Annotated in this window: 12 protein-coding genes; 8 read left to right on the forward strand and 4 right to left on the reverse strand. The window is 67.8% G+C overall.

The annotated features are described in order from the left end of the window. Positions 1-28: 28 nt before the first annotated feature. Positions 29-1,513: an amino acid permease gene (locus LQ771_RS06110; RefSeq protein ID WP_231351471.1), complete on the reverse strand. Its 1,485-nt coding sequence runs from the start codon at positions 1,511-1,513 to the stop codon at positions 29-31. Positions 1,514-1,675: 162 nt separating this feature from the next. Between LQ771_RS06110 and LQ771_RS06115 the strand changes: the two genes are divergently transcribed. Then, positions 1,676-2,227, forward strand: a complete 552-nt coding sequence (locus LQ771_RS06115; RefSeq protein ID WP_231351472.1) for an NUDIX hydrolase — start codon at positions 1,676-1,678, stop codon at positions 2,225-2,227. Between the two features lie 45 nt (positions 2,228-2,272). On the opposite strand, the gene LQ771_RS06120 is transcribed toward LQ771_RS06115, so the two are convergent. From LQ771_RS06120 to LQ771_RS06130, 3 genes are all read right to left on the reverse strand, one after another. Continuing rightward, positions 2,273-2,800 (reverse strand): 3-hydroxyanthranilate 3,4-dioxygenase, encoded by a 528-nt coding sequence (locus LQ771_RS06120; RefSeq protein ID WP_231351473.1) that lies wholly within the window; start codon positions 2,798-2,800, stop codon positions 2,273-2,275. A gap of 161 nt (positions 2,801-2,961) precedes the next feature. Then, a complete protein-coding gene (gene parE / locus LQ771_RS06125; RefSeq protein WP_231351474.1) occupies positions 2,962-4,851 on the reverse strand; it encodes a DNA topoisomerase IV subunit B in 1,890 nt (629 codons plus the stop codon). A 167-nt stretch (positions 4,852-5,018) separates the two neighbouring features. Next, complete coding sequence (locus LQ771_RS06130; protein WP_231351475.1) at positions 5,019-6,818, reverse strand: aminopeptidase P family protein; 1,800 nt, start codon at positions 6,816-6,818, stop codon at positions 5,019-5,021. 267 nt (positions 6,819-7,085) lie between these two features. On the opposite strand from LQ771_RS06130, the gene pyrG reads away from it, so the two are divergent. The 7 genes from pyrG to mgtE all read left to right on the forward strand — a co-directional run bounded on the left by pyrG (position 7,086) and on the right by mgtE (position 13,986). Continuing rightward, positions 7,086-8,759, forward strand: a complete 1,674-nt coding sequence (gene pyrG / locus LQ771_RS06135; RefSeq protein WP_231351476.1) for a CTP synthase — start codon at positions 7,086-7,088, stop codon at positions 8,757-8,759. A gap of 87 nt (positions 8,760-8,846) precedes the next feature. Then, on the forward strand, positions 8,847-9,680 hold the full coding sequence (kdsA, locus tag LQ771_RS06140) for a 3-deoxy-8-phosphooctulonate synthase (protein ID WP_231351477.1): 834 nt from the start codon (positions 8,847-8,849) through the stop codon (positions 9,678-9,680). A gap of 116 nt (positions 9,681-9,796) precedes the next feature. Then, positions 9,797-11,095 carry a phosphopyruvate hydratase gene (gene eno / locus LQ771_RS06145; protein ID WP_231351478.1) on the forward strand — a complete coding sequence of 433 codons (1,299 nt, stop codon included), beginning with the start codon at positions 9,797-9,799 and terminating at the stop codon, positions 11,093-11,095. A 21-nt stretch (positions 11,096-11,116) separates the two neighbouring features. Continuing rightward, positions 11,117-11,440 (forward strand): cell division protein FtsB, encoded by a 324-nt coding sequence (gene ftsB / locus LQ771_RS06150; protein WP_231351479.1) that lies wholly within the window; start codon positions 11,117-11,119, stop codon positions 11,438-11,440. 1 nt (position 11,441) lies between these two features. After that, the gene (ispD, locus tag LQ771_RS06155; protein ID WP_231351480.1) at positions 11,442-12,131 is read left to right on the forward strand and encodes a 2-C-methyl-D-erythritol 4-phosphate cytidylyltransferase; all 690 of its coding nucleotides are present in this window, start codon (positions 11,442-11,444) and stop codon (positions 12,129-12,131) included. Continuing rightward, entirely contained in the window at positions 12,131-12,604 is a 474-nt protein-coding gene (gene ispF, locus LQ771_RS06160; protein ID WP_231351481.1) for a 2-C-methyl-D-erythritol 2,4-cyclodiphosphate synthase, read from the forward strand. The genes ispD and ispF overlap by 1 nt, the downstream gene beginning before the upstream one ends. Further along, the gene (gene mgtE / locus LQ771_RS06165; protein WP_231351482.1) at positions 12,601-13,986 is read left to right on the forward strand and encodes a magnesium transporter; all 1,386 of its coding nucleotides are present in this window, start codon (positions 12,601-12,603) and stop codon (positions 13,984-13,986) included. The genes ispF and mgtE overlap by 4 nt, the downstream gene beginning before the upstream one ends. Positions 13,987-14,039: the final 53 nt, after the last annotated feature.

The raw sequence follows: 14,039 nt of genomic DNA on the forward strand, positions 1-14,039 counted from the left end.
GTTTTCGCTCAGGGTGCGACGCAAGGCGTCAGGCCGGCTCGGTGCCGTTGGCCAGGTGGCTCTTGCGGTAGCCGTAGAGGTAGTAGACCACCAGGCCGACCGCCGCCCAGCCGAAGAACACGATCATCGTGATCTTGGACAGGTTGAGGAACAGCAGCAGGCAGCCAAGGATGGCGAGCGGGCAGACGACCCACGCGATCGGCGTACGGAACGAACGCGGGCGCTGGGGTTGCTTGACACGGAGGATCAGCACGCCCAGCGCGACCATCATGAAGGCGAACAGCGTGCCGGAGTTGGTCACGTCCGCCAGCGCGCCCACCGGGAACAACGCACCGAACAGCGATACGAAGGCACCGGTGATCAGCGTGATCACGTGCGGGGTGTGGTAGCGCGGGTGGATCTTCGCCAGCGAGCTCGGCAGCAGGCCGTCGCGTGCCATGGTGAAGAAGATGCGGGTCTGGCCGTAGGTCATCGTCAGGATGACCGAAGGCAGCGCGAGGCTGGCCGCGGCGCCAATGAAATTGCCCCACCACGGGTGGTCGAGCAGGCGAACCGCATGGGCCAGGGCTTCCTTGCTGCAGACCAGCGCCTCGGATGCCCGGCATGCGGCCGCCATCGCGGGCGTGCCCGGCTGGATGGCCGACCCGTCCGGAGCCACGACCGGCTGCGCACCCACGGCGCCAATCGCGCCGTAGCTGACCAGCAGGTAGTAGATGGTGCAGACGCCAAGCGCGCCGAGCAGGCCGATCGGGATGTTGCGATTGGGATTCTTGGTTTCCTCGGCCGCGGTCGAAATCGCGTCGAAACCCACGTAGGCGAAGAAGATCGAGGCGGCCGCGCCGAGTACGCCGATGCCGCCCATCGGGCTGCCCCAGCCGTTGGGCGTGAATGGCTCGAAGTTCGCGTCTTCCACGCGGGGCAGCGCGATGACGATGAACACGGTCAGGGCGATCACCTTGACCAGCACGAGCACCGCGTTGACCTTGGCCGACTTGCTGGTGCCGACCACCAGCAGGCCGGTGATGACCAGGCCGATCAGGCAGGCAAACAAGTTGAAGCCGCCGCCATCCAGGGGCCCCACGCGCAGGAACATGGGCAAGCCGAGGCCGCGACTGGCAAGCAATCCGTTGAAGTAGCCGGCCCAGCCCACGCACACGGTACTCGCGGCGATGGTGTATTCCAGCACCAGCGCCCAACCCACGACCCAGGCGAGCCCTTCGCCCATCACGCCGTAGGTGTAGGTGTAGGCCGAGCCCGCCACCGGCACCATGGAGGCGAGTTCCGCGTAGGCCAGGGCCGCCAGCCCGCAGACGACGGCGGCGATGATGAAGGAAACCATCATGCCCGGTCCGGCCTTCTGGCCGGCCTCGGCGGTGAGCACGAAAATGCCGGTACCGATGATCGCGCCGATGCCGAGCATGGTGAGCTGGAACGGGCCGAGCTGGCGGACGAGGGATTTCTTTTCGGCGGTGGCGAGAATCTGGTCGAGCGGCTTGACGCGCTTAAACAGCATTAGCGTTCCCCATGAAAGACGGCGTGCTCCCCGACCCTTTGCGTTAGCCACGCGTCGAGCCGATGCGACGGGCAACCTTAGCCGAGCGTGACTGGGGGTACAAGCGCCACCAGGCATGCCCGGGCGTCGCTAGAATTCGCCGTTTGCCCTCGTCCAACGAACATGCCCCATACATCGACCTTCCAGCTCGGCGATGCCCTGCGTCGCCACGGAACGTCCTTCCCGGACGAGCCGAACGTGTACGGCTTCCTCGCGTTCCTGGCCAGTGCGCCCGGGGTGTTCGAGCGTACGCACGCGCCCGGCCATTTCACCGGTTCGGCGTGGCTGGTGAGTGCGGATGGCGAGCGCGTGCTGCTGACCCATCACCGCAAGCTCGGTCGCTGGTTGCAACTGGGGGGGCATGCCGACGGTGATCGGGACCTATCGCGCGTCGCGCTGCGCGAAGCGGAAGAGGAGTCGGGACTGCGGGACCTGGTGGTGGACCCGGAGATCTTCGATCTGGATCGGCACCTGATTCCGGCCCGTGGGGACGAGCCAGCGCACTGGCACTACGACGTGCGTTTTGTCGTGCGCGCGACGGGCAGCGAGCTGTTCGCCGTCGGCGAAGAGTCGCTCGACCTGGCCTGGCGCCCGATCCGGGCGATCGCGCTGGACCGGCAGGCGGACGAGTCGCTGCGACGCATGGCGCGGCGCTGGCAGGTCAGCGCTTCGTAGGCGGCGTCAGCACCCACCCCGGCGCGGTCCGTGCCGGAGGCGGGGTCAGGCGGACTCGTAACGCGCCGGTGCCGGGTTCAGGTGGCCGCAGGCATCGCAGGTGCGTGCTTCGCGCGAGCGGTAGAAGCGCTCGAACACCGGCGGGAAGTCCTGCTCGATATTCCCCAGCGTGAAAAACTCCTCGTACAACTTGTGGTTGCAGCGCTCGCAGAACCACAGCAGGCCGTCCCGCTCGTCGGGAAGGCGGCGTCGCTCGATGACCAGTCCGACCGAGTCGGGCATGCGCTGGGGCGAATGCGGAACACGCGGTGGCAGGTAGAACAGTTCACCCGCACGGATCGGAATGTCCCGCGCGACACCCTCGTCCTGCACCCTGAGCACCATCTCGCCTTCGAGCTGGTAGAAGAACTCCGCGCCTTCGTCGTAGTGGTAGTCGGTGCGCGCGTTGGGACCACCGACGATCATGACGATGAAGTCGCCGTCGACGATGCACTTGTTGCCGACCGGCGGCTTGAGCAGATGGCGGTGTTCGTCGATCCAGCGTTGCAGGTTGATGGGCGGGGGCAGGGCCATGGTGGCGCTCGCGTTTTGGACGTGCCTACCTTAGCGCGCAGTGCGTGCGCGTGGGACGATGCCGTTGTAGGAGCCCACTTGTGGGCGATGCCCCTACGCCTGATCGCGCTGCCAGGAACATCGTCCCACCAGTGGACCCCTACAAGCGGCGTGCCGGGGGGTCAGACCTCCAGCGTGGCCAGGTCGCCCTTCTCCTCGAGCCAGCTCTTGCGATCCCCGGCGCGCTTCTTGGCCAGCAGCATGTCCATCAGCTTCGCGGTGGCCTCGTCGTCGTCGACGGTCAGCTGGACCAGGCGACGGGTGTCCGGATGGATGGTCGACTCGCGCAACTGCGCCGGATTCATCTCGCCCAGGCCCTTGAAGCGGGTCACCGAGACGGCGCCCTTCATCTTCTCGCGCTCGATCTTCTGCAGCATCGACTGCTTTTCGGCTTCGTCCAGGCAATAGAACACCTGCTTGCCCACGTCCACGCGGAACAGCGGCGGCATCGCCACGAACACGTGCCCCTCGCGCACCAGCGCGGGGAAGTGCCGCAGGAACAACGCCGAGAGCAGGGTCGCGATGTGCAGGCCGTCCGAGTCGGCGTCGGCCAGGATGATGACCTTGCCGTAGCGCAGGCTGGAAAGATCGTCCTTGCCCGGATCGCAGCCGATCGCCACGGCCAGGTTGTGGACTTCTTCCGAGGCCAGCACCGAGGTCGATTCGACCTCCCAGGTGTTCAGGATCTTGCCGCGCAGCGGCAGGATCGCCTGGAAGTCCTTGTCGCGCGCCTGCTTGGCGCTGCCACCGGCCGAATCGCCCTCCACGAGGAACAGCTCGGTGCGGGTGAGGTCGGTGGCGGTGCAATCGGCCAGCTTGCCGGGCAGGGCGGGGCCCTGGGTGATCTTCTTGCGTACGACCTGCTTGGCCGCCTTCAGGCGCGCACTGGCGCGCTCGATGGCGAGCTGGGCGATCTTCTCGCCCAGGTCCACGTGCTGGTTGAGCCACAGGCTGAAGGCGTCGTGGACCACGCTCTCGCACAGCGCGGCGGCATTGCGCGAGGACAGCCGCTCCTTGGTCTGGCCCGCGAACTGCGGATCCTGCAGCTTGGCCGAGAGTACGAAAGCCAGGCGCTCCCAGACGTCTTCCGGCGCCAGCTTGACGCCGCGCGGCAGCAGGTTGCGGATGTCGCAGAACTCGCGGATGGCGTTGGTCAGGCCTGTGCGCAGGCCATTGACGTGGGTGCCGCCTTGCGCGGTGGGGATCAGGTTGACGTAGCTTTCCTGCACCAGCTCGCCCTCGGGCAGCCAGGTGAGAGCGACGTCCAGACCTTCGGTGTCGCGGGCGACGTGGTGCACGAACAGGTCGGCCGGGATCGCCTCGGCGCCATCGAGCTCGCCGCGCAGGTAGTCGCGCAGGCCATCCTCGTAGTACCACTCGCTGGTCTCGCCGCTGGCTTCGTCGACCAGCTTCACGCTCAGGCCGGCGCACAGCACCGCCTTGGCGCGCAGCAGGTGCTTGAGCTTCGGAACCGAGATCTTTGGGGAATCGAAATACTTGGGGTCGGCCCAGAAACGCACCGTGGTGCCCGTCTTTCTCTTGGGCACCGAGCCGATGACCTCCAGCTCGCTGACGCGGTCGCCGTGCTCGAAAGCCATGCGGTATTCGCTGCCGTCGCGGCGGATGGTCACCTCGACACGCTGGGAGAGCGCGTTGACGACCGACACGCCCACGCCGTGCAGGCCGCCGGAGAAGTTGTAGTTCTTGCCGCTGAACTTGCCGCCCGCGTGCAGCCGGGTGAGGATCAGCTCGACGCCCGGCACGCCTTCGTCCGGGTGGATGTCCACCGGCATGCCGCGGCCGTCGTCGCTGACCTCGACCGAGCCATCGGCGTGCAGCACCACCTCGATCGCCTTCGCGTGGCCGGCCAGTGCCTCGTCCACCGAGTTGTCGATGACTTCCTGCGCCAGGTGGTTCGGGCGCGAGGTGTCGGTGTACATGCCCGGGCGGCGTTTGACGGGATCGAGGCCGGAGAGGACTTCGATGTCGGCGGCGTTGTAGCGACTGCTCATGCGTGGGGTCGGTCGGTAAGTTGAGCGCGGCAGGATGGGTCGCCCGGGCCGGCCGGTCAAGCCGATACGGGCGAAGCCCCAGTAGGAGCCCGCTTGCGGGCGATGCTCTTTTGCTGGGTGGTCCCAACAGCATCGCCCGCAAGCGGGCTCCTACAAGAGTTGATCGGTCAAAGCGGCGCGCAGTGACGCTCCAGCCATGCCAGGTCCGCATCCTCCAGCAGCGGCGCCAGCGCCGCGCGCACGGTGGCGTGGTAGTCGTCCAGCCAGGCGCGCTCTTCCGGGTTGAGCAGGCCGGGCTCGAGCGCGCGGCGGTCGAACGGGCACAGCGTGAGCGTCTCGAAGGCGTAGAACTCGCCGAACTCGGTCTGGTCCGCCTGCACCACCACCGCGAGGTTCTCGTGGCGGATGCCGTGGCGCGCCGGCTTGTACAGGCCCGGCTCGATCGAGGCGATCATGCCCGGCTCCAGCGGCACCAGCGCGCCATTGGGCAGCGGTGGGCGGATCGAGTGCGGCCCTTCGTGCACGTTGAGGAAGTAGCCTACGCCGTGGCCGGTGCCGTGGCCGTAGTCCAGGCCACTGGCCCACAGCGGCGCACGCGCCAGCGCGTCGAGCTGCGGGCCGCTGGCACCCTTGGGAAAGCGCGCGCGGGAGAGCGCGACCAGGCCCTTCATCACCAGCGTGGCGTCACGCCGCTGCTCGGCCGTGGTCTCGCCCAGCGCCAGCACGCGGGTGATGTCGGTGGTGCCGCCAAGATACTGTCCGCCCGAATCCACCAGCAGCAGCCCCTTGCGTTGCAACGTGCTGTGCGCCTCGGTCGTGGCGCGGTAGTGGGGCAGGGCGCCGTTGGCCTGGTAGCCGGCAATGGTGGCGAAGCTTTCGCCGATGAAATCGGGCTGGGCCGAGCGTTCGTCGCGCAGCAGCGCGTCGACGTCCAGTTCGGTCTGGGACATGCCGGCGGCCAGGCGCTCTTCCAGCCGCCGGAAGGCGCGTACCAGCGCGGCGCCGTCGCGGCGCATCACCTCGCGGATGTGTTCGAGCTCGGCTTCGGTCTTGCGGGCCTTGAAGGCAGTCGACGGATTGGCCGCTTCCACCCGGGCGGCCTCCGGACCGATGGCATCGGCCACCGTGCAGACCACGCGCGCCGGGTCGAGCAGCAGGCGTGCGTCCTTGCCCAGTTCGGCCATGGCGTCGGTGACGGTGGCGTACTCGGCGACCCGCACGCCGTCCGCCTTGAGCGCGGTCACGAGCGCGTCGGAGAGCTTGCCGCGGTCGACGAACAGCGTGCTTGGCCCGTCCGCCTGGACCAGCAAATGGGCCAGGAAGACCGGGTTGCACTCCACGTCGCTGCCGCGGAGGTTGGTGAGCCAGGCGATGTCGTCCAGGCTGGAGACCAGGTGATGCGTGGCCTGCTGGCGGCGCAGGCTGCCGCGCAGACGTTCGAGTTTTTCTGCGCGGGTGGCACCCGGGTAGCCGGATGCGTGCTCGAACACCGCCGCCCTGGGCAGGGTGGGTCGGCCGTTCCAGACTTCGCCGGGGAGGTCCAGATCGGTGCGCACGCGTGCGCCAGCCTCGCCCAGCAGACGCTCGACCTGTTTGCGGGCGGCGACGGACAGGCTGTCGCCGGCCACTGCGAGCACGTCGCCCTCGTTCAGGTGTTCCTGCAGCCACTGCAGGTGCTCGGGAGCGTGCGGGATCTTCTGCTTCTTGAGTGCCACGCCCGTGCCGGCCAGTTGCTGTTCGGCCTGGGAGAAATAGCGCGAATCGGTCCAGAGGTCCGCGGTGTTCGCGGTGACCACCAGCGTGCCGGCCGAGCCGGTGAAGCAGGACAGCCACTCGCGGGCGCTCCAGTGGGCGGGCAGGTATTCGGACAGGTGCGGATCGGCCGAGGGGACCAGGCAGGCGGCGACGCCGTGCTTCTGCATGGCCTGGCGCAGGGCGGCCAGACGGGAGGGGACGGGGTTGGTCATCCCCTCATGCTAGCGCCTTCCATCCCCAGCCGTTCACGCCGGAGCAGCGCCGGGGGCGGCGGCCCCGAAGCACCGCGGCCGCCCCGGAAGCCTCGGATCCGGGCGCTTTGCGCCTGCGTTCGGGGTGGGCGGTGCAGGGGATGTCTGGCCCCCGACCCGTCTGCTCTCCGGGCAGGAGAGGGACCAAGCGTGAACCGCTCCGATGGAATCCCTCGCAGCCGGACCCGTCAGCCGCTAAAATGCCGATTTCCAGCACGGCTGCATCCCATGACCCCCCTGATTTTCGTCACCGGCGGTGTGGTGTCCTCGCTTGGCAAGGGCATCGCGGCGGCGTCGCTCGCGTCCATCCTCGAGGCGCGCGGGCTTTCGGTCACCATGATGAAGCTCGATCCGTATATCAATGTGGATCCGGGCACCATGAGCCCCTTCCAGCACGGCGAGGTCTACGTGACCGACGACGGCGCCGAGACCGACCTGGACCTGGGCCACTACGAGCGCTTCGTCCATACCCGGCTGACCGGAAAGAACTCGATCACCACCGGCAAGATCTACGAGTCGGTGATCCGCAAGGAGCGCCGCGGCGACTACCTGGGCGCGACCGTGCAGGTGATCCCCCACATCACCGACGAGATCAAGCATTGCGTGCACGAGGCCACCCGCGGCTTCGACGTGGCGCTGGTGGAGATCGGCGGCACCGTGGGCGACATCGAGTCGCTGCCGTTCCTGGAGGCGATCCGCCAGTTGCGCATCGAGCACGGGCCGGAGAAATGCCTGTTCATGCATCTCACCCTCGTGCCGTACATCAAGGCCGCCGGCGAGATCAAGACCAAGCCCACCCAGCACTCGGTGAAGGAACTGCGCTCGATCGGCATCCAGCCGGACATCCTGCTGTGCCGCTGCGAGGAAGCGCTGCCGGAGAGCGAGCGGCGCAAGATCGCGCTGTTCACCAACGTGCCGGAAAACGCGGTCATCAGCGCGGTGGACGTGGACGTGATCTACAAGACTCCGCTGTGGCTGCACGGCCAGGGCCTGGACGACATCGTGGTCAAGCGCCTTGGGCTGGACGCCAAGCCGGCGGACCTGTCCAGCTGGCGCCGTACCGTCGAGGCGGTCGAGCATCCGAAGGACGAGGTCACCATCGCGATCGTGGGCAAGTACGTCGAGCACAAGGACGCCTACAAGTCGCTCGGCGAGGCGCTGCGCCACGGCGGCATCAAGCAGCAGACCCGCGTCAACCTGGACTGGATCGATTCCGAACAGGTCGAGGCCGAGGGCGCGCAGAAGGTGCTCGGCAAGGCCGACGCGATCCTGGTGCCGGGCGGCTTCGGCAAGCGCGGCTTCGAGGGCAAGGTGCTTTCGGCCAGGTACGCCCGCGAGAACGGCGTGCCTTATTTCGGCATCTGCTACGGCATGCACGCGGCGGTGGTGGACTTCGCCCGCAACGTGGCGGGTCTGAAGGACGCCGATTCCAGCGAGAATGACCGCAACACCGCCAACCCGGTGATCGCGCTGATCACCGAGTGGACCACGGCCACCGGCGAGACCGAGCAGCGCAGCGAGCACTCGGACCTGGGCGGCACCATGCGCCTGGGCTCGCAGGAGGCGCGCCTGAAGGCCGGCACGCTGGCGCGGCAGATGTACGGCCAGGAGGTGGTGCGCGAGCGCCATCGCCACCGCTACGAGTTCAACAACCGCTACCGCCAGGACTTCGAGGATCTGGGCCTGGTGGTGTCCGGCAAGTCGATGGACGACCTGCTGGTCGAGATCGTCGAGCTGCCGCAGCAGAAACATCCGTGGTTCCTGGCCTGCCAGGCACATCCGGAGTTCACCTCCACGCCGCGCGACGGGCACCCGCTGTTCATCGGCTTCGTCGAGGCGGCGCGCGAGTACAAGGCGATGCGCGAAGGGGAGAAGCTGGCCGGCGCGCAGGCGAGGGCCTGATCTCCCGGTGACGCCTGATTCCCGGGGGCGTCCTCCCCGCGAAGGGTTTTGCAGCTCGCCACAGGCGGGCCCTACAGGAAAGATTCCATGAAGCTTTGCGGTTTCGAAGTCGGCCTCGACCAACCCCTGTTCCTGATTGCCGGCCCCTGCGTGGTCGAATCCGAACAGTTGCAGGTGGATGTCGCCGGCAGGCTGAAGGAGATCACCGGCCGGCTCGGCGTGAACTTCATCTTCAAGTCCAGCTTCGACAAGGCCAACCGCTCCTCCGGCCAGAGCTTCCGCGGCCCGGGCCTGGAAGAAGGCCTGCGCGTGCTGGCCGAGGTCAAGCGCCAGATCGGCGTGCCCTTGCTTACCGACGTGCACGAGTACACGCCGATGAACGAGGTCGCGGCGGTGGTCGACGTGCTGCAGACGCCAGCGTTCCTGTGCCGGCAGACCGACTTCATCCAGAACGTGGCCCGCGCCGGCAAGCCGGTGAACATCAAGAAGGGCCAGTTCCTGGCGCCCTGGGACATGAAGCACGTGGTCGCCAAGGCCAAGGCCGTGGGCAACGACGACATCATGGTGTGCGAGCGCGGCGCGAGTTTCGGTTACAACAACCTGGTTTCGGACATGCGCTCGCTGAGCGTGATGCGCGAGACCGGATGCCCGGTGGTGTTCGATGCGACGCACTCGGTACAGCTGCCTGGCGGGCAGGGCGCGAGTTCCGGTGGCCAGCGCGAATTCGTGCCGGTGCTGGCGCGCGCGGCGGTGGCGGTCGGCGTGGCCGGCCTGTTCGCCGAGACGCATCCGGACCCGGGCAAGGCGCTCTCCGACGGCCCCAACGCATGGCCGCTGGACAGGATGGAAGCGCTGCTCGAAACACTGATGGAGCTGGACGCCGTGACCAAGCGCCACGGCTTCCTGGAACAAGCGCTATAAGCTCGGCCCCCTTGCAGGAGCCCGCTCGCGGGCGATGCCCTCCGGCGGGAAGAGAAGAGCATCGCCCGCAAGCGGGCTCCTACGGTAACCCTTCCACCTTTTGATGACGGACCACCATGACCACGACGATCACCCGCATCCACGCCCGTGAAATCCTCGACTCGCGCGGCAACCCCACGCTGGAAGCCGAAGTCACCCTGGCCGGCGGCGCGTTTGGCCGGGCCGCGGTGCCCAGCGGCGCCTCGACCGGTTCGCGCGAGGCGGTCGAACTGCGGGACGGCGACAAGGCGCGCTACGGCGGCAAGGGGGTGACCAGGGCGGTCGCCAACGTCAACGGTGTGATCGCGGACGCGCTGAAGGGTTTCGATGCCGCCGACCAGAAGGGGCTGGATGCGAAGCTGATCGCGCTGGATGGCACTCCGAACAAGGGCAAGCTCGGCGCCAATGCGCTGCTGGGCGTGTCCATGGCGGCGGCGCACGCGGTGGCCGCCTCCCGCGGCGAACCGTTGTGGAAGTACCTCTCGCACGGCAAGCCGGGCAGCCTGCCGGTGCCGATGATGAACATCGTCAACGGTGGTGCGCACGCCGACAACAACGTCGACGTGCAGGAGTTCATGATCCTGCCGGTCGGCGTGCCGAATTTCGCCGAGGCGCTGCGTGCGGGTGCCGAGATCTTCCACGCGCTCAAGAGCGTGTTGAAGGGCAAGGGCCTCAACACCGCCGTTGGCGACGAGGGCGGCTTCGCGCCGGACCTCCGCTCCAACATCGAGGCGCTGGACACCATTCTGGAGGCAGTCGGCAAGGCCGGCTACAAGGTCGGCAGCGAGATCCTGCTGGGCCTGGACGTGGCCAGTTCCGAGTTCTTCAAGAGCGGCAAGTACGAGCTGGAAGGCGAGGGCAAGGCCTATGCCCCGGAGGAGTTCGTGGACCTGCTGGCCGCCTGGGCCAGGCAGTACCCGATCGTCACCATCGAGGACGGCATGGCCGAGGGCGACTGGGACGGCTGGAAGCTGCTCACCGACAGGGTCGGCAAGGAAGTGCAGCTGGTGGGCGACGACCTGTTCGTCACCAACCCGTCGATCTTCCGCGAGGGCATCGAGAAGCACATCGCCAACGCCATCCTGATCAAGGTCAACCAGATCGGCACGCTGTCCGAGACGCTGGAAGCGATCGCGATGGCCGATGCGGCGAAGTATGCCGCCGTGGTTTCCCATCGCTCGGGCGAAACCGAGGACACGACCATCTCCGATATCGCCGTGGCGACGACCGCGACCCAGATCAAGACCGGCTCGCTTTGCCGCACCGATCGGGTGGCCAAGTACAACCAGCTGTTGCGCATCGAGGAGCAACTGGGCAGTGCCGCCCGTTACGCCGGTCGCGACGCGTTCCCCAACCTTGCCCGCTTGCCGGGCTGACGCTGACAGGTCGCATTGTCCATGCTGCGCTGGGTCGCCCTGATCCTCTTCGTGATCCTGATCGGTCTGCAGCTCAAGCTGTGGACCGGCAGCGGCGGCATGCATGAAGTGCGGGCGCTGCGCACGTCGGTGCAGAAGCAGAAGGGCGAGAACGACAAGCTGCTCCAGCGCAACCAGGCGCTGGCGGCCGACGTCAGCGACCTCAAGCACGGCGAGCAGGCGGTCGAAGCGCGCGCCCGTGCGGAGCTGGGCCTGATCAAGCCCGGCGAGACCTTCTACCAGGTGGTCGAGCGACCGGCCGGCAGCGCCAGTGCGCCGGCGGCCAGCGACGGCGGCGGGCAGTGACATGACCCCGCTGTGGTGCGTGATACCGGCCGCCGGACGCGGCACGCGGGTCGGCGGCGACTGCCCCAAGCAGTACCTGCCGCTGGCCGGGCGTGCATTGATCCTGCATACGCTGGAAAGGCTGGCCGGGCATCCGCGCATCGCCGGTCTGATGGTGGCGCTGGCGGCCGATGACGAGCGCTGGCCGGGTCTCGACCACCTGGCTGGCAAGCCCGTTCTCACCACGACCGGAGGCGGCGAGCGTGCCGACTCGGTACTGGCCGGCCTGCGCGCGCTGCCGGGCGGGGTCGGCGAGGGCGAGTTCGTGCTGGTGCATGACGCGGCGCGCCCCTGCGTTCGCGCCGCCGACATCGAACGCCTGGTCGAAGTGGCCTCCGTGGGCGAGGGCGGCCTGCTCGGTGCGCCGCTGAGGGACACCCTCAAGCGCGCCGACGAGCGCGGATGCAGCATCCTCACCGAGCCGCGCGAGCAGCGCTGGCGCGCCTTCACGCCACAGATGTTCCGACGTGGGCAGCTTGTGGCAGCGATCGAGGCGGCAGTCCGCGACGGCGTGATCGTGAGCGACGAGGCCATGGCGATGGAACGCGCAGGCCACGCACCGCGGCTGGTGGAGGGCGCGGAAGACAACATCAAGGTAACCACGGCCGCGGATTTCGCGCTGGCCGAGTTCCTGCTGACGAGGACGACGTGATGCGCATAGGCCAGGGATTCGACGTACACGCATTCGGCGAGGGCGACTTCGTCGTACTCGGCGGCGTGCGCGTGCCCCACCACCGCGGCGTGGTCGCGCATTCCAACGGCGATGTGGTCATCCACGCATTGTGCGACGCCATCTTCGGCGCGCTTGCGGTCGGCGACATCGGCACGCACTTTCCGCCGTCGGACGCGCGCTGGCGCGGTGCCGACAGCCGGCAGTTCCTGCGCCATGCCGGGCTCCTGATGTCGCAGCACGGCTACGCGCTTGGCAATGCGGACGTCACGGTGATCTGCGAAGGGCCCAAGGTCGGGCCGCATACCGGGGCGATGCGCGCGAACCTGGCCGAAGACCTTGCCTGCGAGGTCGCCCGGATCAGCATCAAGGCCACCACTACCGAAAGGCTTGGCTTCACCGGCCGGGGCGAGGGCATCGCGGCGCAGGCCTGCGTGCTGCTGGAGCGCGCGTGAGCGAGGCCGAGACCCGCGGTGCAAACCGGCTGCCGGAGCAGCTGGAAGCCATTACGGCACTGCTGGCGCGGCTGGCCGAGACGCCCACGCCCGACGACCAGGCACAGTTGCAGCAACTGCTCGACGAACTGCATCCGGCCGACATCGCGTTCGTGCTGGAGGCGCTCCCGCTGGACGAGCGCCTGGCCGTCTGGCAGCGGGTGAAGGCCGACCGCGACGGCGAAATCCTGCTGGAAGTGTCCGACGCGGTGCGCGAATCGCTGATCGCGGACATGGACCAGCGCGAGATCCTCGCCGCGGTCGAGCCCCTGGACGCCGACGAACTGGCCGACCTCGTCGAGGATCTGCCGACCGAGGTTCTGCCCGAGCTGATGGCCAGCCTCGACGCGCAGCAGCGCGAGCGGGTGCAGTCGGCGCTGTCATGGGATGAGGACCAGATCGGCTCGCTGATGGACTTCGAGATGGTCACGATCCGCGAGGACGTGAGCCTGGAGACCGTGCTGCGCTACCTGCGCCGGTTCGAGGAGCTGCCCGCGCAGACCGACAAGCTGTTCGTGATCAACCAGGACAACCTGCTCACCGGCGTGCTGCCGCTGCACTGGCTGCTGGTCAATCCGCCCGAGAAGATGGTCAGCGAAGTGATGGCGCCGGACGTCAACACCTTCCACCCGGCCGACGATGCCTACGAGGTGGCGCAGGCGTTCGAGCGCTACGACCTGGTGACCGCCCCGGTGGTCGACGATGGCGGGCGGCTGATCGGCCGCATCACGGTCGACGCGATGGTCGACGTGATCCGCGAAGAGAGCGAGAGCGAGGCGCTCAATCGCGCCGGCCTGCGCGAGGAGGAGGACATCTTCGCCTCGGTGTGGGCATCCTTGCGCAACCGCTGGTCATGGCTGGCGATCAACCTGGTGACCGCTTTCATCGCCTCGCGCGTGATCGGCCTGTTCGAGGGCGCGATCGAGAAGCTGGTGGCGCTGGCTGCGTTGATGCCGATCGTGGCCGGCATCGGCGGCAACTCCGGCAACCAGACCATCACCATGATCGTGCGTGCGTTGGCGCTCAACCAGATCACGCCCGACAGCGCGCGGCGGCTGTGGCGCAAGGAGCTTGCCGTATCGCTGTTCAACGGCCTGATCTGGGGCGGCGTGATCGGCATCGTGGCCTGGCTGCTGTACGAGAACATCGCGCTCGGCCTGGTGATGACCGCGGCGATGACACTCAACCTGCTGCTGGCTGCCTTCGCAGGAGTGGGCATACCCATGCTGATGATGAAGTTCGGCCGCGATCCTGCGCTCGGATCGAGCGTATTGATCACGGCGATGACCGACAGCGGCGGGTTCTTCATCTTCCTGGGCCTCGCCTCGCTTTTCCTCATGTAGCCCGGGTTCTGTAGGAGCCCGCTTGCGGGCGATGCTCTTGCCGCATCGATGCC

The organism is Frateuria soli, assembly GCF_021117385.1.
GTDB lineage: Bacteria > Pseudomonadota > Gammaproteobacteria > Xanthomonadales > Rhodanobacteraceae > Frateuria_A > Frateuria_A soli.

Bases quoted from the DNA above. Each gene is read 5' to 3' on its own strand.
- ispF (WP_231351481.1), top strand. From the start codon at position 12,131: ATGCGCATAGGCCAGGGATTCGACGTACACGCATTCGGCGAGGGCGAC.
- LQ771_RS06130 (WP_231351475.1), bottom strand. From the start codon at position 6,818: ATGACCAACCCCGTCCCCTCCCGTCTGGCCGCCCTGCGCCAGGCCATG.
- kdsA (WP_231351477.1), top strand. From the start codon at position 8,847: ATGAAGCTTTGCGGTTTCGAAGTCGGCCTCGACCAACCCCTGTTCCTG.
- LQ771_RS06115 (WP_231351472.1), top strand. From the start codon at position 1,676: ATGCCCCATACATCGACCTTCCAGCTCGGCGATGCCCTGCGTCGCCAC.
- eno (WP_231351478.1), top strand. From the start codon at position 9,797: ATGACCACGACGATCACCCGCATCCACGCCCGTGAAATCCTCGACTCG.
- ispD (WP_231351480.1), top strand. From the start codon at position 11,442: ATGACCCCGCTGTGGTGCGTGATACCGGCCGCCGGACGCGGCACGCGG.
- parE (WP_231351474.1), bottom strand. From the start codon at position 4,851: ATGAGCAGTCGCTACAACGCCGCCGACATCGAAGTCCTCTCCGGCCTC.
- LQ771_RS06120 (WP_231351473.1), bottom strand. From the start codon at position 2,800: ATGGCCCTGCCCCCGCCCATCAACCTGCAACGCTGGATCGACGAACAC.
- pyrG (WP_231351476.1), top strand. From the start codon at position 7,086: ATGACCCCCCTGATTTTCGTCACCGGCGGTGTGGTGTCCTCGCTTGGC.
- ftsB (WP_231351479.1), top strand. From the start codon at position 11,117: ATGCTGCGCTGGGTCGCCCTGATCCTCTTCGTGATCCTGATCGGTCTG.
- LQ771_RS06110 (WP_231351471.1), bottom strand. From the start codon at position 1,513: ATGCTGTTTAAGCGCGTCAAGCCGCTCGACCAGATTCTCGCCACCGCC.